Origin of the sequence: Paenibacillus nasutitermitis, assembly GCF_014641075.1 — a bacterium.
Taxonomy (GTDB): domain Bacteria; phylum Bacillota; class Bacilli; order Paenibacillales; family Paenibacillaceae; genus Paenibacillus_Z; species Paenibacillus_Z nasutitermitis.
This window is the reverse complement of record NZ_BMHP01000008.1, coordinates 61,701-87,939: the sequence shown is the minus strand read 5'-3', so window position 1 is coordinate 87,939 and position 26,239 is coordinate 61,701. Positions and strand designations below refer to the sequence as shown.

22 protein-coding genes are annotated in these 26,239 nt (G+C 50.7%); 5 read left to right on the top strand and 17 right to left on the bottom strand.

Annotated features, from left to right (window positions below; translation table 11 throughout):
* Positions 1-36: 36 nt before the first annotated feature.
* From IEY46_RS31285 to IEY46_RS31275, 3 genes are read left to right on the top strand one after another with little or no spacing between them, the layout of a single operon-like run.
* Positions 37-1,863, top strand: coding sequence for a sensor histidine kinase (locus tag IEY46_RS31285; protein ID WP_188998823.1), 1,827 nt, complete (start codon positions 37-39; stop codon positions 1,861-1,863).
* Positions 1,838-3,466, top strand: coding sequence for a response regulator transcription factor (locus tag IEY46_RS31280; RefSeq protein WP_188998821.1), 1,629 nt, complete (start codon positions 1,838-1,840; stop codon positions 3,464-3,466). The genes IEY46_RS31285 and IEY46_RS31280 overlap by 26 nt, the downstream gene beginning before the upstream one ends.
* Positions 3,463-5,373, top strand: coding sequence for a beta-N-acetylhexosaminidase (locus tag IEY46_RS31275; protein ID WP_188998819.1), 1,911 nt, complete (start codon positions 3,463-3,465; stop codon positions 5,371-5,373). The genes IEY46_RS31280 and IEY46_RS31275 overlap by 4 nt, the downstream gene beginning before the upstream one ends.
* A 141-nt stretch (positions 5,374-5,514) precedes the next feature.
* On the opposite strand, the gene IEY46_RS31265 is transcribed toward IEY46_RS31275, so the two are convergent.
* The 7 genes from IEY46_RS31265 to IEY46_RS31235 all read right to left on the bottom strand — a co-directional run bounded on the left by IEY46_RS31265 (position 5,515) and on the right by IEY46_RS31235 (position 13,143).
* The gene (locus IEY46_RS31265; RefSeq protein WP_188998813.1) at positions 5,515-6,693 is read right to left on the bottom strand and encodes a winged helix DNA-binding domain-containing protein; all 1,179 of its coding nucleotides are present in this window, start codon (positions 6,691-6,693) and stop codon (positions 5,515-5,517) included.
* Positions 6,694-6,799: 106 nt separating this feature from the next.
* Positions 6,800-8,176 (bottom strand): NADP-specific glutamate dehydrogenase, encoded by a 1,377-nt coding sequence (gene gdhA / locus IEY46_RS31260; protein ID WP_229750670.1) that lies wholly within the window; start codon positions 8,174-8,176, stop codon positions 6,800-6,802.
* Between the two features lie 215 nt (positions 8,177-8,391).
* Positions 8,392-9,378, bottom strand: a complete 987-nt coding sequence (locus tag IEY46_RS31255; protein ID WP_188999133.1) for a diaminopimelate dehydrogenase — start codon at positions 9,376-9,378, stop codon at positions 8,392-8,394.
* 816 nt (positions 9,379-10,194) lie between these two features.
* Positions 10,195-11,043: a hypothetical protein gene (locus tag IEY46_RS31250; RefSeq protein WP_188998809.1), complete on the bottom strand. Its 849-nt coding sequence runs from the start codon at positions 11,041-11,043 to the stop codon at positions 10,195-10,197.
* The gene (locus IEY46_RS31245; protein ID WP_188998807.1) at positions 11,027-11,857 is read right to left on the bottom strand and encodes a hypothetical protein; all 831 of its coding nucleotides are present in this window, start codon (positions 11,855-11,857) and stop codon (positions 11,027-11,029) included. Before IEY46_RS31245 ends, IEY46_RS31250 begins: the two co-directional genes overlap by 17 nt.
* A gap of 15 nt (positions 11,858-11,872) precedes the next feature.
* On the bottom strand, positions 11,873-12,241 hold the full coding sequence (locus IEY46_RS31240) for a helix-turn-helix domain-containing protein (RefSeq protein ID WP_188998804.1): 369 nt from the start codon (positions 12,239-12,241) through the stop codon (positions 11,873-11,875).
* Positions 12,242-12,729: 488 nt separating this feature from the next.
* Positions 12,730-13,143 carry a VOC family protein gene (locus IEY46_RS31235; RefSeq protein WP_188998801.1) on the bottom strand — a complete coding sequence of 138 codons (414 nt, stop codon included), beginning with the start codon at positions 13,141-13,143 and terminating at the stop codon, positions 12,730-12,732.
* A 206-nt stretch (positions 13,144-13,349) separates the two neighbouring features.
* Between IEY46_RS31235 and IEY46_RS31230 the strand changes: the two genes are divergently transcribed.
* Positions 13,350-14,570, top strand: coding sequence for a multidrug effflux MFS transporter (locus tag IEY46_RS31230; RefSeq protein WP_188998798.1), 1,221 nt, complete (start codon positions 13,350-13,352; stop codon positions 14,568-14,570).
* A 222-nt stretch (positions 14,571-14,792) separates the two neighbouring features.
* Here IEY46_RS31230 and IEY46_RS31225 read toward each other — a convergent pair whose 3' ends face one another.
* The 9 genes from IEY46_RS31225 to IEY46_RS31185 all read right to left on the bottom strand — a co-directional run bounded on the left by IEY46_RS31225 (position 14,793) and on the right by IEY46_RS31185 (position 25,178).
* On the bottom strand, positions 14,793-15,632 hold the full coding sequence (locus IEY46_RS31225) for a phosphoenolpyruvate hydrolase family protein (RefSeq protein WP_188998795.1): 840 nt from the start codon (positions 15,630-15,632) through the stop codon (positions 14,793-14,795).
* Between the two features lie 3 nt (positions 15,633-15,635).
* Positions 15,636-16,859 carry a Tm-1-like ATP-binding domain-containing protein gene (locus tag IEY46_RS31220; RefSeq protein WP_188999130.1) on the bottom strand — a complete coding sequence of 408 codons (1,224 nt, stop codon included), beginning with the start codon at positions 16,857-16,859 and terminating at the stop codon, positions 15,636-15,638.
* A 41-nt stretch (positions 16,860-16,900) separates the two neighbouring features.
* The gene (locus IEY46_RS31215) at positions 16,901-17,758 is read right to left on the bottom strand and encodes a carbohydrate ABC transporter permease (protein WP_229750669.1); all 858 of its coding nucleotides are present in this window, start codon (positions 17,756-17,758) and stop codon (positions 16,901-16,903) included.
* Positions 17,758-18,660: a carbohydrate ABC transporter permease gene (locus IEY46_RS31210; protein ID WP_188998790.1), complete on the bottom strand. Its 903-nt coding sequence runs from the start codon at positions 18,658-18,660 to the stop codon at positions 17,758-17,760. Before IEY46_RS31210 ends, IEY46_RS31215 begins: the two co-directional genes overlap by 1 nt.
* Positions 18,661-18,771: 111 nt before the next feature.
* Positions 18,772-20,196: an ABC transporter substrate-binding protein gene (locus IEY46_RS31205; RefSeq protein WP_229750668.1), complete on the bottom strand. Its 1,425-nt coding sequence runs from the start codon at positions 20,194-20,196 to the stop codon at positions 18,772-18,774.
* 24 nt (positions 20,197-20,220) lie between these two features.
* The gene (locus tag IEY46_RS31200) at positions 20,221-21,237 is read right to left on the bottom strand and encodes a Gfo/Idh/MocA family protein (protein WP_188998788.1); all 1,017 of its coding nucleotides are present in this window, start codon (positions 21,235-21,237) and stop codon (positions 20,221-20,223) included.
* Positions 21,238-21,271: 34 nt separating this feature from the next.
* Positions 21,272-21,598 (bottom strand): cupin domain-containing protein, encoded by a 327-nt coding sequence (locus IEY46_RS31195; protein WP_188998786.1) that lies wholly within the window; start codon positions 21,596-21,598, stop codon positions 21,272-21,274.
* A 174-nt stretch (positions 21,599-21,772) separates the two neighbouring features.
* Positions 21,773-23,569, bottom strand: coding sequence for a cache domain-containing sensor histidine kinase (locus tag IEY46_RS31190; protein ID WP_188998782.1), 1,797 nt, complete (start codon positions 23,567-23,569; stop codon positions 21,773-21,775).
* Positions 23,562-25,178: a response regulator gene (locus IEY46_RS31185; protein ID WP_188998779.1), complete on the bottom strand. Its 1,617-nt coding sequence runs from the start codon at positions 25,176-25,178 to the stop codon at positions 23,562-23,564. Before IEY46_RS31185 ends, IEY46_RS31190 begins: the two co-directional genes overlap by 8 nt.
* 252 nt (positions 25,179-25,430) lie before the next feature.
* Between IEY46_RS31185 and IEY46_RS31180 the strand changes: the two genes are divergently transcribed.
* Positions 25,431-25,733 carry a Dabb family protein gene (locus IEY46_RS31180; protein WP_188998776.1) on the top strand — a complete coding sequence of 101 codons (303 nt, stop codon included), beginning with the start codon at positions 25,431-25,433 and terminating at the stop codon, positions 25,731-25,733.
* Positions 25,734-26,081: 348 nt separating this feature from the next.
* Here the strand turns inward: IEY46_RS31180 and IEY46_RS31175 are convergent, their stop codons facing one another.
* Positions 26,082-26,234 (bottom strand): hypothetical protein, encoded by a 153-nt coding sequence (locus tag IEY46_RS31175; RefSeq protein ID WP_188998773.1) that lies wholly within the window; start codon positions 26,232-26,234, stop codon positions 26,082-26,084.
* Positions 26,235-26,239: the final 5 nt, after the last annotated feature.

Below are 26,239 nucleotides of genomic sequence, written 5' to 3'. Positions count from 1 at the left end.
CTCCGGCATGCGTTCGTAGCTGGGAGTGGGATGGAAATGACAGTTCGCACCAAAATATTTGCTGCCAATGCGCTTGTGGGGGTTCTGCTGCTCGGATTGTTAACGTACTACATGAGCGAGAAGAGCGGAAGCATCATTTTAAACAATACCGAAGAGGATGTCGGCCGTTCCATTACCCAGCTCTCGCGAAATATCGACAATCTGCTCCAGTCTTACGAGCAGATTGTCGATTCCTTGTATACGAGCATCGAGCTTCAGGATAAGCTTCTCAAACCCTATGACACATTCGAACAAGCACAGGACACTTACTTGAACTATGTTCAGCCTTACGAAGAGTGGATCACGACGTCGAAGGATATTCTGCGCTTCTCCATCTATACCGATAATCCCACGTTCCAGTATGCGCAGGTCCGCACGATCGATGAGGAAGTCAAACAATCGAATTGGTATCGAAGCGTTCAAGGCTCCAATGCAGGACTGGTGAAGTCATGGACGCTTTCCGAGGATGACATGCTGCTGCGCAGCGGTGTCCTGCGTCTGACGCAGAAGGTGTACAATGCGCCTTCGGGCCGCGAAATGTATGTGACGCTTGACTTGGAAGAACGGCTGCTCCGCAATCTGATCTCGAGCGAGGGAAAGGAGCAGCAGTTCATCATTTCGCTGCCGGATGGCCATGTATTGATTGATTCTTGGCAGCAATCGAATGGGAGCACTTCCCGGCTTGAAGATTATGCGTTCTATGATGAGATGAAGAAGAGCGCATCGTTGTCGTCTTTTATATACAACCAAGAGGGCAGCGCGTATCTGTTGACGAGCAAATCATTGGAAACCCGCAGCAGCGTCAAAGGACTGACGATTGTACAGTTGACCCCGCTCGATCAAATGATGGTGAAGGTGAACGAAATGAAGCGATCAGCGGTTGCTCTGTTCATTGCGGCGATGTTCAGCTCCATCCTGCTTATTTATTTGATCTCGATCCGTCTGACGGGAAGGCTCACCCAATTGGCCAAACGGATGCGGACCGTCAATGCGGACAATGTGCAGACATTGACCCATCTGCAGGTAAGCGGCAACGATGAAATCGGGCAGCTTTGCCGGAATTACAACGACATGATGGACCGGATCAATCAGCTGATTACGGAAGTATATGAATCGGAGCTGAACCGGAAGGAATTGAAGCTTCGTAACCGGGAGTCAGAATTATATGCGCTGCAAACCCAGATCAACCCGCATTATTTGTTCAATACGTTGAATGCGATTTGCGGCAGCCTGCTGGAGAATGGGGACAAGGCGAATGCGGAGATCGTCAAACTGCTTGCGCGTTCTTTCCGCAACGTGTTGAACCGCGCTGGGCATCTGATCGATTTGAAGGAAGAGAGGGACATCGTCGAAACGTATTTGCGTATTCAGGTTTTCAGGTTTGGCGACCGGCTTGTTTACGAGACGGACATCCCGGAGGAGCTCGCGGATTGTCCGATTCCGCGGCTGTCGCTGCAGACGATCGTCGAGAATACAATCGTGCATGTCCTGGAGAAAGTCGAGAGCGTTACCGTCGTCTTGATTCATGCCCGTGCGCTGGAAGACAATCAATGTCTCATCACCGTGGAAGACAATGGTCCTGGCATGCTGCCGAAGCAGCTTGAGCAGGTAATCGACGGAATCAATGACGCCTCCGATGTCACGGGCACGACGCATATCGGGTTAAGGAATGTTCATCAGCGTCTGAGACAAATGTATGGTGCGCCTTATGGCTTGCATATAGAGAGCGGGCCGGATTGGGGGACGAGGGTATCCATCCTGCTGCCCATGAACACGGAAAGAGAAGGGGGAGAGCTTCTTGTTGAACGTACTGATGGTCGATGATGAGCCCGGCGCACTGAAGGCTATGAAATATTTACTGGATTGGGAACAGCTGGGCTTTACGATCGCCGGTGAGGCGACAGGCGGCAACATGGCGTTGGATATGCTGAGGCAGGGCCACTACGATCTGCTCATAACCGACATCCGGATGCCGGGAATAAGCGGGCTGGAGCTGATCTCCCGGGTTCGGCGAAATTCTAGGCTTCCGATCATCGTCGTCAGCGGATTCGAGGATTTTGAATACGTGAAGGAATGTCTGCAGCACGGCGTAAAGGATTATCTGCTTAAGCCGGTCATGGAAGAGGATGCAGAACGTATATTGACGGCTGTAAAGAATGAGATCAGCCGCGACATGATTATCAGCAGGAAGCTCGATTTAAGTGCTTCCGCAGCGCGGGATCATATGCTCAAGCGATGGACGCACGGCCTCATTGGAGCGGATGAAGCGATCAATCAGCTGCTGCTATGGGGAATAGCTATGGCAGATTGCAGAAACTACCGCTGCCTGTTTGTCGAGCTGGATTTTCAGGAGACGCTAAATGCCTATATGACGGAAGCTGACATTGATCTGAAGCGGTTTGCTGTCCGGAATGTGCTGGAAGAGCTTCTTGTGGGGAAGGGGTATATGTTTGAAGAATTGCCTGACCGCTTCGGAATTGTATGCTTCGGTGACATCGGCGGGACAGAGGAGATGCCTATCTTGGAACTTGCAGCACTGCTTCAAGAAAGTGCGCTGAACTATGCCAAGATGCCGATTACGATCGGGATCGGGGAATCGGTCCGCTTGGCGGAGGAGGTCAAGAAGTCGTTTCATTCCGCCAAGCGGATGCTGGACCGGAAGTTTCTTCTGGGCAGTCTATCCATCATTACCGGAAACTCGTTTGGCGGAGCATTCCTGCAGGAAAAGAGCGGCGATATCCAGGAGGCCCAGTCGTTGATCAATGCTGTTCAGGAGTGCGACAAGGAACGGGTCATAGACCTTCTTAACAGGCAGCAGGACAGGTTCAAGACCGGCGACACGCCTAAGCCGCATGTACAGTCGATGGTGATCGACCTGCTTGCCGATCTGCAGAGCATAGCCGGCAAGCATGCTCGTGGACAGATGCCGATTACAGCGGCTCCTACATCCAGGGACTATCTCCGTATTATGGAATCGGCAACGATCCAGAACCTGTTCGAATTTGCAGCGGATAAATGCATGCAGGTGATAGCGATTATCGAGGAATCGAAGCGAACGAGTTTTCCGACTGCGGTCGAACAGGTCAAGAAGATCTTGGCATCCGATTATACGAGCAACATTAGCCTGAAGAGTCTTGCGGAGCAGGTGCATATGAATCCGGTCTATTTGGGCCAGCTGTTCAAGGCCTCCGATGGCGTATCGTTCAACGACTATCTGATGCGTCTGCGAATGGAGAAAGCCAAGGAGCTGCTGGTGCGCACCGATCAGAAGATTTATGCAATCGCCTACGAGGTGGGCTACCGGCAGCTGGATTGGTTTTATAAGAAGTTCAAAGAATATACCGGTCATAATGCCAGCGAATACCGCTCTCTTCATAGTTATGGCTGCATACCGGAAGAAAATGAGGATGGAGGAACGGGCGAATGAAATTGAGTTTATATGGGGAAATTGGGCAGGTGGAAGACGGTATCAGGGAGCTTGTCCATGCCGGCTTATTCGACTGGAGCGAGGCTGGGGACAGTATACCGGTTGCGGTCATAAGGCGCAGCGGGGATATTTATATATCCTTGAAGGACGGGCAGGGGAGAATCGAGGCTGCGGAGCCTCATCATTTCTACCGTGCACTCGGCTTATTCATCGAGCATGCGAAGACGGAGCAGCAATTCGAGGTGGTGGAGCGGCCGCGATTCGACTTTAATGGTCCGATGCTCGACGTGTCCCGCAATGCCGTTCTGAAGCCGGCAGTGGTGAAGCAGTTCATACGCTACATCGCCTGCATGGGCTTGAACGGACTGATGCTGTATGCCGAGGATACGTACGAAGTGCCGAATCGGCCTTATTTCGGCTACATGAGAGGACGTTACACGGTTGAAGAGCTAAAGGAGCTGGACGATTACGCATTCTTGTTCGGAATCGAGATTATCCCGTGCATTCAAACACTGGCCCATCTGGCGCAAGCGCTGAAATGGCCGTATGCGTCCGCGATCAAGGATCATCCGGATATCCTGCTCGTTGGAGAACCGCAGACCTATGTTTTCATCGAGGAGATGATTGCATCGGCTTCAGCTCCGTTCCGTTCGAAACGGATTCACATCGGGATGGATGAAGCATTCGGACTTGGTCTGGGGCGATATTTGGAGCTTAACGGTTATCGCGACCGATTCGAAATCATAAATGAGCATGTAAGCCAAGTGTTGGAGATTACCCGGAAATATGACCTGAAGCCCATTATCTGGAGCGACATGTATTTTCATTTTTTATCGAATGAAAAGCACGCTTTCCACTACAGCATGAATGTCGACTTCTCGAAGGAACGGCTGGAGCAGATTCCGCAGGATGTTCAGTTCGTTTATTGGGATTACGGCAACAGGGATCAGGCCGTTCATGAGCGTATCCTGGATAAGCATAAGGCATTTGGTTCGGTTCCCCTGTTTGCCGGCGGCATTCATCTATGGGGAAGCATGAGCCCCAACTACGGCAAGACGTGGATGAGCTCGCATCCTGCGCTGCTTGCTTGCAAGAGCCAAGGCGTCAGGGAAGTGCTTGCGACGGCGTGGGGGGACAATGGGCAGGAAACGAATCATTTGGTTATGCTTCCGGGTCTGCAGCTGTTTGCCGAACATGGCTACTCGGACGAGGTGGATGATGATAAGCTGCGCCGAAGATTCGCAGCCTGCACAGGCCTGGATTTATTCGACGAATTGGTCGGCCTGAAGGCCATGGACGAAGTGCCTGGAATTGAGCAAGGGAATCATTTTATGGCTAACCCCTCTAAATATTTGCTCTGGCAGGATCTTCTGCTTGGTTTGTTCGACAAGCATGTGGAGGGCGAGGACGGCAGCCATCTTCCGGCGCATTATTCGTCAATGGCGCAGCAATGGCGGGATATCGGGAGCGAATCGCCATCGCCGTTCAATGAAATCTTCTACGTCTACGAGAAATTAAGCGAGATCCTTGCCGTGAAATCAACGCTCGGCGTAGAGATTACAGCCAAATACAGGAATAAGGATAAAGGTTCACTGCAAGAAATAGCCCGCAAAGTGCTCCCGAATCTCCATGATCAGGTGAATGGATTGCGCCAGGCGCACCGGAAGCTCTGGATGCTAACCTACAAGCCCTTCGGCTGGGAAGTGCTCGATATCCGGTACGGCGGCTTGATGGCCCGGATCTCCAGCGCCAGCGAGCGGATTCTGGACTATGCGGAAGGCCGGGAATCCGTGCTGGAGGAATTGGAGTGTGAGCGGCTGCTATTCGAGGAAGGCTTCGCACAGCGGCCGCTGCAGCTAAATGCGCCGGGTTACAGCCGGATCGTCAGCGCTTCGCCGCTTGGTTGATTGACCGGCAAGCTACATGCTTGCTCGTTGTCGCAAGTTCCCGGTAAGCAAGCCGTAAACCGGCATTGGCCGTGTAAGTCTTATGCCCCCACTGTCGCAGTGTATAGGTGAAATCCGTGCGCGTACGCTGCGACAATGCGTTTAATGAAATTGGATGTCGAGCTCCGCCGCATCCGCTGCGGCAAAACTGAGCAGCTTGCGGCCTTCCTGTACAAGAGCCTCACGATCCGCACCGGCAAGGGGCTCGAAGGGTTCGATGATCAGAGTGGCACCGCTGCGGTGGCGCTCTATTCTCCATATTCCCCGGACCTGACCGTCGACCAGAAACGTAGCCCGAATGATCCCGTTTATGGTGAAAACACGGGGGCGGTAATGGTCGGCGATAATCCGGCTGCGGTCCGCATAGGACAAGAGCATGTTGTCAAACTCCGCAAGGAATCGCGGTGGAGCCGGAGTGTCCGGGTCCGGCAGCGGAGCATCCGGCAGGTCGAACAGCTCGCGTCCCTGCTCGTCACGGAATACTCGCAACCCTTGGCGCATGGGCTCGATGACCTCCCGCAGCCGGGTAAGCCCGGACCATACCTGCATGTCCTGAATGGTTGCCGGTCCAAACGCCGCCAGGTAGCGCAGAAGGGTGGGGCCAGGCATGGCGTCCCGGTCAAGCTCCTGACCCAGCCATACATCGGCTGGGGTATGGACAGCCTGCCCGCTCTCGCCCCAGATACCCCTGGGCGGCACCTGGACGAGCGGCACCCAGATGCGGACGGCCACTGCAAGAGCTTCGGTATTGCGCCCGGGCCACAGCTCGCCAAGCCTTAAGCCCAGCTCGTTGTAGGTCATCGGGTGCTCCTCCATCATCGTCCTGGCAGCAGAGACGAGCTCGTCTGAGTCCACTCCCGTCAGAAGCTTGCCGTGATTGCCCTTCAGGGCCTTGTCCATAAACGGCTGAATGACCGGGCGCAGGGTCAGGCAATCGCGGGCGGTTACCAGATGAATGGTGGAGCGCATCAGCGCAATACGCACAGCCCGCCGGTCCTTAATCAAGGCGGCCAGGTCATCCTGATGGAATCCGCTCAGCCGCGACCATAATCCAATATAAGGAGGATTGGGTGCCTGGGCCTGCAGGCCGACCAGATGCTCCAGAGCCTCCGATACCGACAGCTTGGAGCGGCGAAGCAACAGCTGCCGTTCCAGCAGCGCCCGGCCTAGCGCCCGCGGCCCAAGCACAGGAGCTCCATTCCCGGTGCTGCTGCTCCGCTTCGCAGCCGCCTTCAAAGCAGCGTCAGGACGGTGAGGCTGTGACAGCCTGTGGTTTTCCATGATTTATAACCTCCCCGGGTTAATCTATACCCTAACTATACAACAAAGACCCTGACAACAGATTGTCAGGGTCTTTGGCACTTGGCAGGTCGATTAAAATCTTTTCTTACACGACACCTTGATCGATCATGGCATCGGCTACGCGGATAAATCCTGCAATATTGGCTCCATCGAGCAGATTGCCGGGGTGGCCGTATTCTGCCGCCGCCGCTACGCTTTGCTCGTAGATGCTTTTCATAATGGTATGCAGCTTCGCGTCAACCTCTTCGAACGTCCATGACAGACGCATGCTGTTCTGGGACATCTCCAGGGAAGAGACGGCCACGCCGCCCGCATTTGCTGCTTTGGCAGGTCCGAACAGCACATCATTGTCGATGAACAGATGAATGGCTTCCAGGGTGGAAGGCATGTTGGCGCCTTCGCCAATCGCCTTGACTCCATTGGATATCAGTGTTTTTGCCATATCAGCATCAATTTCGTTCTGGGTGGCGCAAGGCAGCGCGATATCGCAAGGAATCGTCCAGATGCCGTCACAGCCTTCGGTGAAGGTAGCTTCAGGATGCTCATCCACATAGGAACTGATGCGGCCGCGCTCGACTTCCTTGATGCGTTTCACGGTTTCCAGATTGATGCCGGCCGGATCATAAACATATCCGGCAGAGTCGCTGCAAGCCACGACATGCGCGCCGAGCTGCTGCGCTTTTTCGATGGCGTAGATGGACACGTTACCCGAACCGGATACAATGACGGTGCTGCCTTCGAAGCTCAGGTTTTTGGAGGCCAGCATTTCGTTTACAAAATACACGCAGCCGTAACCGGTTGCTTCGGTGCGGGCAAGGCTGCCGCCGTAATGAATGCCTTTACCCGTCAGGACACCCGCTTCATTGCCGCTGCGGATGCGTTTGTATTGACCGAACATATAGCCGATTTCACGGGCGCCAACGCCGATGTCGCCTGCAGGCACGTCGGTATCGGGACCGATATAACGGTACAATTCCGTCATGAAGCTTTGTGTAAAGCGCATGATTTCGTTATCCGATTTCCCTTTAGGGTCAAAGTCGGCTCCGCCTTTGCCGCCGCCGATTGGCTGGCCGGTCAACGCATTTTTGAAAATTTGCTCGAAGCCCAGAAATTTGATAATGCTGGCGTTGACGGAAGGGTGGAAACGCAGGCCGCCTTTGTATGGGCCAAGCGCGCTGTTGAATTGGGCGCGGTATCCGCGGTTTACCCGCACTTTGCCTTTGTCGTCGACCCAAGGGATACGGAAATAAATAACCCGCTCCGGCTCTACGATCCGTTCGAGAACGCTATGCTCCATGTACTTGGGATGCTTCTCAAAAATGGGGACGAGGGAATCTAAAATTTCTTTGATTGCTTGGTGGAATTCTTTTTCATTGGGGTTGCGGTGAATGACAGTTTCGTAGACAGACTGGACATATTCCTTAGCGGAAGTGGGATCGTTTTCGGTAGTAACAGTTATCAAGGTACACAGCTCTCCTTTAGAATATCGACTTATAAGATCATACATTAATTTTAAATCCTTTGCATTAAATGTATGATGTTTGTAGCGAGTATGCAAATTTTACATAAAGTTCGTCCATAGATCCAATTAAAATTACTTGTTGGACTGATCAATAACTCCTATGAAGGGATGAAACGAAAAGAGCCTGTCATATTACGACAAGGCCCAGGAGACTCCTACAGCAGCTCGCGGCGCAGTTCCTCCGGTGATTTGGGGGATAAGAGGCCGAAAGGGATGTCAAACACGGTTTTGGCACCGGTGGCTCCGTCGCGGCTCAAACGGTAAGCTGCGCGGGAATAGGCGACCAGAACGCTCGCGGTGAATTCCGGATTGCTTTCCAGCTTGAGGCCGAATTCCACGATTTGTTTCGTTCCTTCACCCGTAACGCCGCTGCGGATGACAAAGCCGCCATGCGGCATGCCTTGGTGGCTGGCCTTCATTTCTTCTTCCGTGATAAAGGTTACCGTTGTATCATAATCGGAGAAATAGTTCGGCATATTAACGATGGTGCTGCGAATTTGTTCCTGGTCCGCACCTTCCTCCGCCACGATAAAGCATTCTCTCAGATGCTTCTCGCGCGTGGACAGCTCAGGCGTTTCGCCGGCGCGGATACGGTCGATGACAGACTGAACCGGCACGGTGTACTGGACGCCCGCTTTCACGCCCGCAACACGGCGGATGGCATCGGAGTGGCCCTGGCTTACGCCTTTGCCCCAGAACGTATAGTCCTTGCCCTCCGGGAGGATCGCTTCGGCGAGCAGCCGGTTAAGCGAGAACAGACCCGGATCCCAGCCGGTCGAAATAACGCTCACATTGCCGCCTTGGCTGGCCGCAGCATGAACGGTTTCAAAAAATTCGGGGATTTTCGCATGGGTGTCGAAACTGTCGACGGTGTTGAACATACGGGCGATAAGCGGGGTTTGCTCCGGAAGATCCGTAGCCGAGCCGCCGCAAAGAATCATCACGTCGATAAGGCCCTTATATTGTTCAATGGCCGAGATATGTTCAAAACGGACGCCGTCTCCGCTTGCTTCCATCTGTTCGGGTTGTCTGCGGGTGAATACTGCCACCAATTCCATATCCGCATTCTGGGCGATGGCCTTGAGGACCCCTTTGCCGAGGTTTCCATAGCCTACAATGCCGGTTCTAATAACGTTTTGCAGATAAAGCCCTCCTTCTGTCCTTCTTTAAAATTTCTTTCAGCTCTATTAATTATAAAGATCTTTTACACGAATTGTAAACGGGGGGGCCAAAGGAAATTGCATTTTCCGTGTCGAAAATCAAAACAGGTCCATTCACCGGCCTGTAGAAGAAGGCAATCGTTTCAAACCCGATCAGCCGCTGACCCGCGAGTAAATGGCGAGTATGCTGGCGGCCGCGATTGCCCTCGAATAGGTGCCGATCACGACGGAATTCGCAAGTTTGGACAGGTATAAGGACATCGGAAGCGGGGAAGATTTGCTCTCTTTTACGGATAGTATGGTCCGATCAGTAAACTCGATTTATGGCATATCTCTGCCACCTGTTGTAAGAATTATGGTTGGGATCATTGAGAACCCCCAGCTGATGGATGTGTATCGAAGACACTTCATTCTACCCAGAAGAAATGCTTTCGTATCTATTTTGGAGAGAGGGAAGAGTAGAGGGGAGAAGCCATTACTACGATCATGAAAGGAATTGCTGTACAAAACCATGATGAACCGTCATGAAGTGAATAAAACATGCACTGATGGCCGTCGAAGTAATCGGCGGCCTGTACTTCGAACCTATTATTACATCACTGAGAAATTCTACTGTTCGCATTACTATTCACACTATCCTGCCCACTAGTGTAACAAATCCTTACCGCACCTTTGAATTGATAAGCCAAGAAATTTCGCCGTCACTTATGGTACGGCTCTCCGTATCGATTTAAAGGTAATGTACAGCAAGAAACCCTCCTGTTTTGGGAGGGTTCTGTCTTTATGTAGCCACAGGCACTAAAAGATCACTTTATATTTTTCATGATCGGAACAGATCGAAATGAAGGAGGGGATATCCACCAGGTGATGATGGATTGCCGAGTCTCGATCCGAAAAGCTTTCGAGATAGATCGTCGACCGTTCCTGTGTATGATTTCGTAAAGCATGAATTTGTTGAGGCTGGATTAGACCTGTCCTTACTGCGTTGTAGATTACGACGTCCGTACTTTGAAAAGAGATTGGCGGCGCTTGCGAAATGCCAAGATGTAATAAAGGTGAATTGGCTTCGCTAAGCACCTTGTCTTTTAAATGGTAAGTACCATGATCACTGGACGCTAAGGAAATAGATCCAATATGATTGCTAAAGTGAGACAGCAACAAGAAGCACAGCGTAACAATTGAAACTTCCCCAGCATTCTTCTTTGTGGTCAGTCCTGATGGCATTCGCTTTGTCTCAAAACCCTGATCATAAAAATCATCAATCCATGCATCAGGTAGAATTTGATGATCTTTTTTACAGATGTGAATGAAACGTAATGCTTTGCCAAGACCAGTGGAGGCAAGTCGGAATAGCTCCATTAGTCGCTCATCATTATATCCGATCATCTCCAAGTAATCCTCAGCCTCATCAATAATAATTAAGGGTTTAGGAATGGAGTAAACAAATGCTGATTTCCCAGCGTGATGGCCGAATTCATTTTGAACCCAACCTGGAATAAGAATAAGATCATATGGGGCAAAAACTTCAGACTTCGGCAATACTGTCTCGTGCTGATAATAAAACTGGATGTTGTTAGTATCCAAAATCAATATCTTTGCCCCAGTCATTCCTCGTAATAACTGACTTAGGTCACGATAGTTGCCCATCCTCTGCTCCTTTGGCTTCAAGCTGAACGTTTTTGTACTTTAGCTCCCATTCCTTGATTAAATATAAGTTGTCTTTGTAGAACTGGACATCAGGATGTTTTTTGATTTCTTTCTGGATTGTGTTGATGATCGCATTCATATTCGTCACGTATGAAGGCTTAATCAAAGAATCATCCAAACCATTTTCCTGGAAAATAATTTCCCACTCATTTGGTTTAAGACGTAAATCAAAATGTTTCTTGATATCACCCTGCAGTTGAGCGTGATTATTCTTATTGGCGATCTGATACAATTCAATCAAGATCGCTTTATAAGGGGCTTTAAAGGACTTCATACAATGCGCAATTCGGTCAATGAAATCATTTGTGTTTAATGAGTGGAAGAAGTCGTAAAGATCCGTTCTACCAAAGATCATCTGGCTTGCAAAGTAATCTGCTTTGCGCTCATTAAGATCAAAATCAGTTATGATCTCGTAACCATCCTTATGCATTGTCTGCATCTCTTCACGTTCAGTTAAATGATAAATTTCATGCCAGTAAATGAAGTATTGATACAATCGCGGTTGATACGTATTAATGATGGGAATCAACTTATTATTCGTAAACTTACGTATTGCGCCACCCCAATTTTCATCAGGTATCGGCACTTCTATCAAGTTTTGTTCCTTTAGGATCTCAAAAGCTTGCTCCTCAATCGGAAGGGACTGCCATTTGATTAAACGTTTTTCAATGAAGTGAATGTGATCTACAATCTGTTCTGAAATTTGTTCATTTAAACGTATCGTTTGATCCAGATTATCGCTGGTAATTCGCATGAAACAAGCCCCTCCTTACTTCAAATAAAGGGAATAAACGTCCAGAATATCATCCAGCGCATTGAGAAGCTCCATTGTTTTGGGACTTCTATCTGCATCTCGACCATGGTCAGAATAAGCGTACACGTAACGTGAAGTTATCGTGGGTTGCTCCTGAAACATAATGAAGTAATCCTCTGGTAATTGGAACGTCTCATTGATTTTTGTGATCTGAGTGTGATATTGTTTTGGACTTGGACTTTCACCTTTTAAAATTTGATCAATCGTTGGACGTGAAATGTCAGTCAACTTTGAAAAGGATAACTTAGAGTAGCCGCGCTGTTTCAAAAAGGAAATTAAGTTCTGAGCAATCAAATCACGGTATTCATAATAATCGTAGTTCATTTCTTCGCACCTCTCTCCTGTACCTTTCTTTATTATATGCTAACGAGCAATGGGTTGTAAAAAAATTTTTTACAATGTAAAATCACTACTTAGTATGTGCCAAAAGATGATAGGATATTCACTACATTTGGTTTTAATTTGCTGGGCAATTGCCTCCCCCTCCACATTACATAAAACGAGCCCGCGCCTAGCAACCCCAGACTTTCGTGCCCTTTAGCTCAATCGTTTCCAGATCGGGTCACGAACATCTGTTTCAGTGACTTATAAACGGTATATATCCTTCCTCACAAGTTCCATATTTTTCATAGTTTTTTTGAGCTCATGCGAGGACTTTATTATCACCCTACCCATTACCTATTTATGGTACGGTTCTCCGCAACTAATCTTAAACATTTCCGTTCACGATCGGCTACCAGGGACAGACAGGCTCTGGGCCCTCTATTATAAAGGGGCTCAGAGCCTGCGCTTAAAAGTATGCGTTTGCGTGTTTAAAGAGGATGGCCGCCCGTGCTTTGGAAAAGTTCAATAATTTCGCCATCTGGACCTTTGAAGAACGAAATCCGAACCCGCGAGCCGCCGAGCTCGGCATCCTTGGGCTCGACTGTAATTTCCATGCCGGCTGCCCTGGCAAGCTCCGTCGCGGCATCCACATCATCCGAACGCAGGGCCAGGTGAAGAAAAGCGCCTTCGGGCTTCTCGCCTTTCGTGCCGCCGGCAAAAACCTCGAGATAGTTGCCGTCGCCGGTGTCGAGCATAATCGCCCGGCTGTCGCCTTCGCCCCAGCGGACTTTGTCCGTGAAACCGAGGACTTCCGTGTAGAAACGTACCGTTGCATCGAAATCGCAGACTCGAATCGCGACATGATGGAAACCGCCGCCGCCAATTTTACCATTGCTGCCCAATAAAGCCACCCGCTCTCATTGAAAGTTAGTCCTCCCACAGTATAAACGCTCTATGCGGGAATGCCAATGATTAGGCCTGGACATCAGGCGGGTATGCATGATAGTATTCCCCATACTGTTGTTGGTCCAACGATACAAGGTAGAGGCGGCGTATCAGTCCGCCTTGGACATGCATAGGATTGCAATGAAGGGAATGAATGATAAAAATGAGCCAATCCACATCCGCGGCCCGGCCCGCCACAGGATCCAGCCGTTTATGGCTCGCGATCGTGCTGGGCTCATTGGCCGCCTTCGGTCCGCTTTCTATGGATATGTATCTTCCGGCTTTGCCTTCCTTGGCTGCGGAGCTCGGTTCCACAACCTCCGTCACGCAGCTGAGTCTGACGGCCTGCCTGCTCGGGCTGGCACTGGGCCAGCTGCTTGCAGGGCCTCTGAGCGATGTGCGGGGCCGCCGGGTTCCTCTTATTATCGGGGTAGCCGTTTACGCGGTTGTTTCTTTATTATGCGTATTCTCCCCCAATATATGGGTCTTTATCGGCCTGCGTTTCATTCAGGGGCTGGCGGGGGCCGCCGGGATCGTCATCTCCAGAGCGAGTGTGCGTGATCTATATTCCGGCGTGGAGCTGACTAAATTTTTTGCGCTGTTGATGCTGGTCAATGGAGCGGCTCCCATTCTTGCGCCCATTATCGGCGCCGAGGTGCTGACATTCACCTCATGGAGAGGCGTGTTCGGACTTCTCAGCATTCTCGGCGTGCTGATGCTGCTGGCCGTTCTGTTCGGAATGAAGGAAACTCTCCCGACAGACCGGCGCTCAAGCGGCGGTATGGCCCATACACTGGCTACCTTCCGGCGCTTGATGAGCGATTCGCTGTTTATGGGGTATGCGTTGACCCAAGGTTTTGTGATGGCGGCGATGTTTGCTTATATCTCGGGCTCATCATTTGTTCTACAGGAGCTGTTCGGCGTTTCGCCGCGAATGTTCAGCCTGATTTTTGGCATCAATGGCGCGGGCATTATAGCCGCCAGCCAAATCGCCGGCCGGTTGGCAGGGCGTGTCCATGAGCGGAATGTGCTGGGCAGCGGCCTTATGATGGCGGCCTTCGGCGGAGCCCTGCTGCTGCTTGCAGCTGCGCTCCATGCGGGACTGTATCTCGTGCTGCCTGGCTTTTTCCTGGTCGTTTCCAGCGTGGGCCTGATATCCACGACGACTACCTCGCTGGCCCTCCAGAGCCAGGCGAAATCCGCGGGAAGCGCATCCGCCCTCCTGGGGATGCTCTCCTTTATTATCGGCGGCGCGGCGGCTCCGCTGGTGGGCATCGGCGACAATCAGAACGCCTGGCCGCTGGCTATCGTCATGTCGGCTTTGGTAGTCGCGGCCGTACTGTGCTTTTTCTTCGTCGCAAGGCGAGGGAGGACGCTGCAGTAGGGCGGGCATGAGAAGCGGGAGCACCCGCAGCCATTTAGGCGACAACAATCCTTTTACCGCCATATTAGATTTTTGAAGGGACGGATAAGAACCCGCAGGCCGAATCGATTGGGGACGGGATATTTATCAATGGGGTCAACAATAAAGCCGCCAACCGGTACTGACTCGTTGACGGCTTTACAGCCATAAGCAGGCATAGGCTGCTGGGTATGTTTCCTTCAATTACATGCCGTTTGTCCGGCCGGATTCTCTGAAGCTGATGACCTGCTCCTTAATGGCTCGTTCCGTAGCCAGCCGCTCAATGCTGGATGCGCCGAAGAAGCCGTCCAGGCCTTCGGTCCGTGACAATACATACTCGAGATCGCCTGGCTCGGAGATCGGGCCTCCATGGCAAATAATCAAGATGTCCGGGTTCACTTTCTTGGCTGCGTCACGGATCGCGTTTATTTTCTCGATGCATTCATCAAGCGGCATGGAGACGGACGCCCCAATGGAGCCTTTGGTAGTCAAGCCCATATGGGCGACCAGCATATCGGCGCCGGCTTCAGCCATTTGTACCGCTTCGGTCGGATTATAGACGTAAGGAGATGTAAATAAATCAAGCTCTCTGGCCTGTCGGATCATATCCACTTCCAGGCCGTATCCGAATCCTGTTTCCTCCATATCTCTTCGGGCAGCCCCTTCGAAATAACCTACGGTCGGATAGTTCTGAACGCCCGAGAAGCCCATCTCCTTGATCTGACGCAAGAAATTGGGCATCATCCGGAAAGGGTCCGTCCCGCACACTCCGGCAAGAACAGGAGTATGTTTCACGACAGGAAGCACTTCATTCCCCATCTCGACAACGATTTGATTGGCGTCGCCATAGGGCAGCATTCCTGCTACGGAACCGCGACCAGCCATCCGGAATTTTCCTGAGTTATAGATGATGATCAGATCGATGCCGCCCATTTCCGCGCTTTTTGCCGATATTCCCGCTCCCGCTCCGGCACCGATAATCGGCACGCCGTCCGAGACTCTTTTCCTCAAATGAGCTAGTATATCTTGTCTTGAAATCGCCATGTCTTATTCTTCCTCCCTGGAATTCATCATTTCTATTAATTTGTTAGCCATAGCCAAAGCGAAAATCTCGTTATTGATGTGGCAATCCATTTCAATCAACTCGATCTCAGGGCTCAGCTTCTCCCGAATGGCAGAGAACAAGGCCGCATTCTCCTCGGGGCCGAAGAACGGTGCTCCTTCGGCATCCAATGCGGATACTCCGCGCAGCGGGAGAAAGACTTTCGTGTGCCCGGGACCGGCATTCAGCTTGCTGGCAATTAGTTCGCCAATGCCGCGGTTCTCCTCGATATTGGTCCGCATCAAAGTTATGGTCGGATTATGCGGGTAGAGCTGCCGTGAATGAAGAGGCAGGGGCACCGATTCAAGCGGCCCGAAATTGGCCATGTCAACGGCGCCGACGGAGACCACCTGTGGTACGCCTCTGCGGCCGGCCATTGTCAACCGCTGCGGGCCTGCGCTGAGCATGCCGCCCGCAACATCATCCGCCAGCTCGCTTGTCGTGATATCCAGCACGCCTGCGAAGAAGCCGCCATCAATCAGGCTCTCCATCGTCGCCCCTCCGATGCCCGTCCCATGAAACACCAGCACCTCATATCCATGTTCCTCCAGGCGAGCTCTGGCCGTATCTACACAAGCCGTAGTTACGCCAAACATAGAGGCTGCAACAAGCGGCTTATCCGACTTGAATACGGGCAGCCTGCCCTTTACCATCCCGATCAAGGCAAATGCCGCGTTAGCCAGCATGTGGCGGGATATTCGGTTCAGTCCCGAAACGTCGACAATGGTATTGAACAGCGTGACATCCTTCATCCCGACATACGGCCGGGTATTGCCCGATGCGAGCGTGGTGGCCATCACCTTTGGAATGCCCAGCGGCAGAGCACGCATCGCAGCCGTCCCGATTGTCGTTCCCGCGCTGCCCCCAAGGCCGATGATCCCATCCACCTCGCCAAGCTCATGGAGCTCCAGAATTTTGGCTGCCGCTCCTTGCATCATCGTCTCGACAGCAATGCCCCGATCGTTGCGGGTATGGAGTGCTTCCAGCTCCGTGCCGCCAAGCCGGGCGATTTCGCGGTTTGTAACATCCGCCTCGAAAGCAGGCTCGCCCAGCACTCCCGTATCCATCACACGAACATCCAGACCTGCATCCACGAGCAGTTCTTTTATAAACGCACATTCGATGCCTTTCGTATCGAGTGCGCATACAATGACAACCTTGGCGCCCATGCCATCCCCCGCTTCCAAAGTAAGGTTATCGCTTTGCAAAATCAGCCTTTGATTCCGGTCAACGAAATCCCTTCAATAAAGTATCGCTGCGCAACGAAGAACAAAGCGATAATCGGTGCGACAACCGTCGTAGATGCCGCCATCAGGTAGCCCCATTGCGAGGTCATCAGCCCTTTGAACGAGGCGAGTCCCAACGCAAGCGTAAACTTGGTGTCGGAATTCAAATAAATCAGCGGCCCCAGGAAATCATTCCAGACATCGATAAAGGTAAAGATGGCGACGACAATAAGTGCAGGCTTGGAGAGAGGGAGCACAATTCTCCATAATATGGTGAAAGGCTTAGCTCCATCAATATAAGCAGCCTCATCCAGCTCTTTAGGCAAGGAGAGAAAAAACTGACGGAGCAGGAAAATATTAAAGGCGCCGCCTCCAAGCCAAGCAGGTACGGTAAGCGGAAAATAAGTATTGATAGCGCCAAGCTCGCGCCAAAGGATGAACGTAGGGATCAGCGTAACGGCATAGGGCATCATTAAGGTGGTCAACAGAATGCCGAATATCGTATCTCTGCCTTTCCAGCGCAGCCGCGCAAAGCTGTAAGCAGCAAGCGAGCTGGTGATAAGGACCCCGCTCAACGTAAACAATTCCAGCGTCATCGTATTCATGAAATAAGTAGCGAATGGCGCATAGGTGAGAGATTCGGAAAAGTTGCTCCACCGGAACGGATCCGGCACCCACTGGGGCGGGAAAATAAAGATTTGGCTGTTATCCATCAGCGAGCTGCGAAGCAGCCAGGCGAAGGGGATCAGCATCACTACACTTCCGAGAATCAATAGGATATAGGCCATCAGTTGCAACGGACGAAATTTGGGTTTGGCAAAATAACTTTTTGTTGAGCTCATCAGCGCTGCTCCCCTTCGTAGTACACCCATTTACGCGATGTTTTGAACACAATAAAGGTCAGTACCATGACGACAATAAACAGAATCCACGCAAGCGCGCTGGCGTAGCCGACTTTTGTTTCGGTGAACGCTTTTCGATACAAATAATAGACATAAAATAAAGAGGAGTTGTTGGGTCCGCCCTCTGTCATGATGTAAGCCTGGTTGAAAATCTGGAACGAGCTGATCAGCGACATAATCAAATTAAAGAAAATCGTCGGCGTCATCAGCGGAATAGTCACGTGGATCAGCTTGCGGAAGGCGCTTCCGCCGTCAACCTCAACCGCTTCATAGAGATGGGCCGGCGTGTTCTGAAGCCCTGCGAGGAAAATGATCATCGCATTGCCGATTCCCCATGTGCTCATAATGATCAGGGAAGGAATAACACTTGATTCCGCATAGATCCAGTCGGAGCCCGGCAGGCCTACGGATTTCAAAATCATATTAAGCAGGCCAAAGTCAGGATTGAACAGCCACAGCCACAGCATCGAGCTGGCTACGCTCGGCACAACAACCGGCAAGTAGTAGATCGTCCGGAACACCGGCAATCCCTTGACCTTCTGGTTGAGCAGCAGGGCTACGATAAAGGCGAGTACAAGTACGACAGGCACGCTTCCCAGCGCGTAATAAGTCGTAACCGATGCGGATTTGGCAAACAGCTCATCATGGGCAAAAATCTGATTGTAATTTTCGAATCCGATGAAGGAGAGGGACTGGCCGATCTGCCAATCCGTCAAGCTGATGACCATCGACGCAATAATGGGCCCAAGTGAGAAGATGAGAAATCCCGCTATCGCAGGCAAAGCGAAGAGGACTCCCCAACGCTGCTCCATTCGTGCGAGCCCGAAGTTTTTCTTCCGCATGTCTGACCTCCTTAACAGGTTGCTGGATAACAAAAAGTGGTGCGTGCTTCATAAAAAACTCCCGCCCATAACCGACCAAGGCGGGAGTTCAGGCATTTGATTCACAACCGATTATTTCGTTTGCGTTTGACTGTAACGGCCCTGCAGCAAAGGCTGAACCTTGTTTTTAAGCTCGTCCAGCACATCTTTAGCCGGCTTTTTGTTGGTCCAGATTTGGTCGAGCGCCGGATTAATTTGACTCTGCAGCTCCAGGTAGTTGATCAGCGTAAGGTTAGGAGTTGGCTCTCCGTATTTAAGCATGTAATCCAAGGCAGCTGTTTTGAACTCCGGCGGATGGGCAGGGTTGTTCGTCCATGATTCGACGGCTTCCTCATCCGTGTAATATTTGTCTTCAATCGGCATCCACAAGCCGTCTGCGTACAGGTTGACCTGGGAAGGATCATTGTAGAATTTGTAGAACTCAAGCGCCGCTTCCGGATGCTTCGTCGTTTTGAAGATAACCGCGCCTGCACCGAAGAAGCCGGTTTTTGGCTCCTTGAATTTAGGGAGAACACCGACGCCGAAATTCAGCTTCGTTTCGGCCAAGTCAAGCAGGGACCAGGCGCCGGCATGAATCATGGCGATTTTTTTCGTTTGCAGTTGAACGCTGATGCCCGGCAGGTTTTTCTTCTGCGTTGGCGTCGGCGCTACATGATATTTATAGATCAGATCTTGAAGCGATTGAAACACTTCAACAGCTTCAGGGGAGTTCATCGTATACGTTTTGCCGTCCTCGCTTGCGATATCCGTTCCGTTGCTGCGCAAGTAAGGGAACCAGCCATGGAAATCGCCCGGAAAATCCACGCCGTACTGCACAATATTCTTCTCGTCAAATCCGGCTTCGTCCGGATGCTTGCCATTCTTGTCCTTGGTCAGCTGCATCGCGACCTTCAGAAATTCATCCCAGGTCCAAGCGTCTTCTGCTGTGACTGGAGGCAGGTCCACACCTTCTTCAGCAAACAAATCCTTGTTGTAGAACAAGTTGTAGTTATCCCCGGCAATGGTTGTTCCGATAAAGTTGCCTGGTTCCGGATACAGCTTGGATTGTGGAAGGCGATCGTTAAACTCCGGAAACTGGTCCAGGTAAGGAGTGAAATTCAGCAGCTTGCCGTCTTTTCCCCATTTCAGCGCGAGCGGAGTGTCCAGATAGGCAACATCCGGCAGCTCGTTTGTTGCCATCAGCGTATTCATTTTGGTTTCATAGTCCCCGGGAATATGCTGCGGGGTGACGTGAATGTCCGGATGAGAGCTATTGAAAGAATCCACCATTTTCTCAACGGCCTGTTTCTCATAATTGCTGCCCCAGAAGGTGAAGACGAGCTCGACAGGCTTGCCTGTTCCGGCTTTGCCTGGCTCAGGCGAATTGCCGGCATTCCCGGCATTGCCGTTATTTGCGCCGGAGTTGCCGCCGCATCCCGATAGAGCAATGGACGCCGTCAAAAACAGCGAGGCTGCGATCATGCCCTTCTTGGTTTTTTTCTTTGTCGGTTGGTTCATGTATAGAGGCTCCCTTCAAAACGTCTATTGGTTGGTTCTGGTGCTGGACAAATGAATCGTACGGCCCTGCCTGGAGGATTCCGCTGTTGCCAGCAGAGCGGACAGTGTGCGCACGTTATCCTTGCCGGAAATGCTAGGGTCCCGTTTCTCCCGGATGGAAGAAGCAAATTCATGCAGGACGCCATGAATGCTCTCGCGTTCATTCGTAATCATGGGAGCTTTCGTCTTGGTTGTGCCGTCTGCGATGTAAACGCCGAATCCGTCGCCCAAATCGTCCAGATGCACGGATCCGCCCTCGAATTGAAATCTCCAAACCCCTTCCCATGGCATCGAAACGCCTCCGGCCAGCAAGCTGCTCAGGTAGAAAGCAGAAACACCGGATTCGGTTGTATAAACGGCATGGACATGAGGATCGCCCGCGTAACCACTGCCTGTGTGGTTCCAGGTCTTGCCGGATACTTCCGCAATATCGGAGTCCACCAGAAAACGGATCATATCGACATGGTGAACGCTCATTTCGAGCAGGGTGTAGTTGTCCATTTGTTTCTGATAGGGTTTTCCGTCATGGTCGTAAAAGAACGACGATTGAACAAACAGCATTTTCCCGAGGCGCGAATCCTGAAGGGCTTGCTTCAACGTCAGCACTGACGTGAAATACCGATAGTTCTGATTAATCATAATGTTGCAGCCGTGAAGGGCAGCAAGACTGTTCAGTTCGTCCGCTTCCGCGACTGTCAGCACAAAGGGCTTCTCAATCAGCACATGCAGACCATGCTTCAATGCGGACTTGGCAATCTCATAGTGTACCGGTGAGAAGGCGGAAATAAAGACGGCATCGGATTCCGTTTCGCGAAAGGCCTGCTCATGATCGGTAAAACAGATGCTTTGGGGCAGGTTGTTCTTATTGGCATAAACGGCAAGCGCATTCGGGTTGATATCCACCAGTCCCGAATAGATGAAATCCGGTGACGGCATAACAAAATGCTCGCCAACGCCTTGACCGTGAGCTCCGAGCCCGACTTGAATGATGTTTAACTTCATGGATGGCCGCTCCTTCTTTCACATTGACATGGCTTTATGTTTGATCGCGGTACAAGTAACCGATTTTGCAGCCCGGAGCCAAAATCCCGTAGATATATACGGCCGTCATTTCCTCGGTTACAACAAGGGAATGTTCGTCTCCTTTTTGAGTCAGCACAAGGTCGCCGGGTCCGATTTCGTATTCGTCCCCTTCTGTGGTGCAAATGCCTCTGCCGGATACAATGATCCAATACTCATTGCAATCGTGATAGTGCAAAGGCACTTCCTGACCGACCTTTAAATGATTAATGCCATAATGATTGATCTCGCTCCAATTTGGAAACAGCTCCAAATCTTGAGCTTCTCTGCGAATAACCGGCATCTGACAAACCCCCTGATCGCTTGATAAATGTTTTGTGTTCCTTGCTTCCCTATCTTACAATGCCCCTTCGTAAAGCTCGATACGACCGGTTTAAACTTTTGTGTGGGATATTATCCTTTCCCAAAAAAAGAAGAACGCCTTCCAATTGGAAAGCGTCTTCTCGGGTACTCGCCTTTAAGCCATGGGGTCGTCGTCCAACGGGAGTATCGGATGACGGATAATGATACGCGTGCCTTTACCTTCCGTTACAGAAATTTGCAGGCGGTAATGCTCCCCAAAGTATAGTTCCAACCGGTTGTTGACGTTGTACAGCCCGACACCCTTTGCCCCTTTATTCAGCGTGGATTCCGCCTGCGGCGAATAGAAGAGCATCTGCACAAGCTGATCCGGGATGCCTACCCCGTTATCGGACAGCTCCAGCACCAGATCGTCGTCCTCCCGCTTCCCGATCAGGACGATTTTTCCTGAATCCGGATTGTCCCGTATGCCATGATGAATCGCATTTTCAATTAACGGCTGCAGCAGCAGGCGCAGGATCGGCAGGTCCATAATGCTTTCATTGATCATCAGCTTAATATTCAAAGGCTTGCCCAGGCGGGCCTTCTCGATACGAATATAAGCCTTCACCTGTTCAATTTCACGCCGGACGGTCGTTAATTCTTTTCCTTGATTGAGGCTGAGCCGCAGCAGATTTCCAAGGGATTCCACCATTTCACTGATTTCTGTCACCTTGTGCTGTTCCGCTTTCCAACGGATCGATTCCAGGGTGTTATACAGAAAATGCGGGTTGATTTGATGGCTGAGCACCTGGAACTCAAGCTCCTTCTTCGTTTTCTCCGATTTATACACTTCTTCAACCAGATCCTGAATCTTGTGAACCATACGATTAAATCCCCGGTACAGCCAGCCGATCTCATCCCCGCGGTTGGAAGAAGGCAAGGAAATCTGGAAGTCTCCGGTCTCAAGAATACGCATGGAGCGGACGAGCCGTACGATTGGATTGGTAAAGTAAAAGGTAATATAGACGATAATGGACAAGCCGCAGAACATGTAAACCAGAAGAAACACATACGTCAGCTCGCTGATTTTCCTGATCGGCGTGGTTAAGGTATCCAGAGGGATGGAGCTGACCATCGTCCATGGAATCTGGCTCATCGTGACAAAGGAAATAAGCGCTTCCTGGTCTTGAATCGTAATCGTTTCCGTTCCTTCATTCTGCTTGTGAATCATATCCAGCAGATGCGGAGCATCGTATCGCAAGCCGATCAATTCTTTCCGGGCATGATAAATGACCGTCCCGTTCTCATCCAGCAGGAAAGTCTGCTGCCCTTTCTGACCCCGGGTCCCTTCAATAAACGGTTTAATGTCTCCCACCCCTACATGGAAGGTAAAAATACCGATCGGCTTGTTGGTGAGCGTATTATCCAATCTCTTGATCCGGCCGATAATGGGCTCGGAAAACATGTCGTAGTTATCCCGGGGCATAAATAGCTGCCATATTGGCTGGCCCGTTTTTTTTACCGAAATGAACCAGGGCTGTCTGCTGATATTGGCGCCATCCTCGACAACCTTCTGATATTCGGGATTCTCGTCAATGGCAATCGGATAATACCTGAGCTTCCGGACGGCGAGCAATCGCTCCTGCTCTGCCAGCAGAGTTGTCATACTAATTGCGAATGTTTTGGCTTCCTGTTCATTTTTCGGCACCTGATTCAACAATTTTTTCATCTTTGTTTGGGCAATAACATCATTGACCCGATAGTTCAAACCGGTCAAATAATCCTCAAGCGCTTTTGTACGCTGGAATAAGGCATCGATGGAGAAGGAGGTGTTGGCTGTAGAAATACCTTCGACAGACTTCTTGTATGAATAATACGAGAAAAATAGAAACGGAACGACGATAACGGCGATGAACAGAACGATGATCGTCATCCGGATCGAAATAGCACGCGGGATAATCGGTTTACTCATCGTAAATCCCCATAAAATTGCGGTAATCTTTAGGAGTTTTCCCCGTTATTTTTTTGAAGGTTTTGGCAAAATGGGCCCGGTCCCGGTAACCGACCTCAAGAGCAATCTGATAGATGCGGTAGCTTGTGTCGCCAAGCAGTTCTTTAGCTCTCTCCATGCGGATCCAGGTCAGATAATCGATGAAGGTCATCTGCTTTTCTTTTTTGAACAATTTGCTTAGCCAGACCGGCGTAACATGCACATGATCGGCGACAGCCTGCAGGGACAGGTTGTCCTGAAAATGCTTGAGCATATAGTGCTCGGCCTCCTGAACAATCTGATTTCTGGCCGGCATCTGCTGCTTCATCGTATCGGAAAGCCGGAACAGGTACTTCTCCAGGACGCCCTGAAGCGAGCCCATCGTATCATACTGCTCGAATTCCTCCCAGATCGAGATAATTTCCTTCTCCCACCACCGGTCACGCAGCCCCCGTTCCGCGCATACATTCAACAATTCCAGCAGCCATTCGAAGGTGCGTTCTTGAATATCGCGGACAGCAGACAGCGACCAGGACTGAACAAGCCCTGTATAACCTGCCAGCTCCGTTTGAATTTCCTCGATAGAGCCGAATTGAATCAATTCGAGCAGCACGTTGACATCATCGAGCGTAATCGCATCGGACTCAGCGGGATTTCCCGTTTCGCCCGCCAATATCCGGTTGCCCCCATAAACCGCTTTTGCTGCGAGATACCCAATCGCTTCCCGGTAGGCGTGATAGGTATGCTTCACATCGACAAGCTGCGGGTATAGACCGATGGTCACCGTCACCTTCACATAAATATTAAGCCGCGTAATGATCGTTTGAATGAGGTTATCCAACGACTGCGGGTCTGTCCCGCTCTCATTCTCCGCAAGGAGAACGACCCACCGCTCCTGGCGGTCCTTGAACATGGCGAAACGCTGCATATACGCTTCGTTCAGTGTCTGCTCCAGTACGTTCCCGACCGCGAACAGGACAAGCTCGCTTTGTTTGCTTGCCTTCAGATCATCCACCTCAATGGCAAAAAGGCAATGGCGGCTTGACATCATCCAGCCCATTTTCATGGTTTCCATCTGATAGGTGATTTTGGCCTCCAGGATGGAATCAAAGGGAGCTTTAATTAATTCTCTCAAAATCTCTTCTCTCATCTGGGGCAATGCCTGGTTAACCTGGGACTCCAGCAATTCATAGTTGAGCTTGAATCGTTTCTCATCATTGATCTGACTGGTCGCTTTCATGATCATCTGCTTCATTTGTTCGATATTAATCGGTTTCAATATATAATCAACGGCGCCGTTCTGAAGGGCGGTTCGAATATATTCAAAATCATCAAAACCGCTGATGACAATTGCCCTGCCCTGAAACAAGCCCTGGTTTTGAATCATTTCAAGCATTTGCAGCCCCGTCATCCCATTCATTTTCACATCCGTAATAAGGATGTCGGGCTGCACCTCCTCAATCATCTGCATCGCATGATTGGCATTCTCGGCCGTGTACACCTCAAACTCGCCCAGCTCTTGCCAGGGGAATATGGTTCGTAAACCTTCGCGAATTTCGATTTCATCATCTACAATAATGACCTTATACATGATATGTCCGCCTCTTGTTTTTTCATTTCGTAATCATCCCTGGAGTGGGCTGCATAAACGGTTCAATATCTGGATTATATCAAGGAGGCGGAATTACTGATACATCGGATATGGATGCGGCAGCTGGTAAAGAAAGCCGGATTGAATGTTCTGGAGCATCAGAGGGCTTTTTGATAGAATAGAGGCAGTTGGCAGATGACCGACCGGGACAAGGGAAAGCGTGTATGAATGGCAAAGGGGTTGAATTTCAGGATGGAACAGGAATGGATCCAGCATTCGGTTATTTTCTGTTTGAAGCATAAGAAAGGCTCCCGGGAAGCCGGGCAGTTTCTCGCTGATGGGCAAAAGATTCTCAGCTCTATTCCGGTAGTGAAGCATTTTCATGTATTCCGCCAGGTTAGTCCAAAGAACGACTATGATTACGGATTTTCGATGGAATTTGCCAGCCGGGAGGAGTACGAGGCGTATAACGCACACCCGCTACATACAGCATTTGTAGAGGAGCGCTGGAAGACGGAAGTGGAGCGTTTCCTGGAAATTGATTACCAGAAGTAATAGTTGCAATTAAAATGAGGAAGAGCAGTTAAGGGAGACAGCCCCACTGCTCTTTTTTTGGGTCTCTTTCGTTTGGAATAATCCTGAGAGGCGGCGCGGGATACGGTAATCCATTGAATCCCGGGTCCGTCGAGTTATGGCTAAAGGAGTAATAAACGGCAATTCAGATAATCGTATAACAATCCCGCCGCATAAGGCTGGAAGGGGAAAAAGCAAAAGCAGCCAGGCTGGCCCGCATGAAGGGCGGGGTGCAAGGCTGCTTTTGTCATCTTCATTTCGTGTCTTAGGGAAACGAACGAACTCTGATAGGAACGGCGCAGCCGGCCCTTTTCAGAAATTCCGTTGTCCCTATTCCTGATGCTCGGACTTGGAGTCTTCTTTTTCTTCAAAGACCTCAGCCGCTTCCTCTGCGGAAAACTCTGTATCAAATTCTTCTGCGAATTTGTTTAATTCGGTGGTCTGCACTTCCGCTTTGGTTGCCTTGTTCTGTGAACGGGCCACTTGGA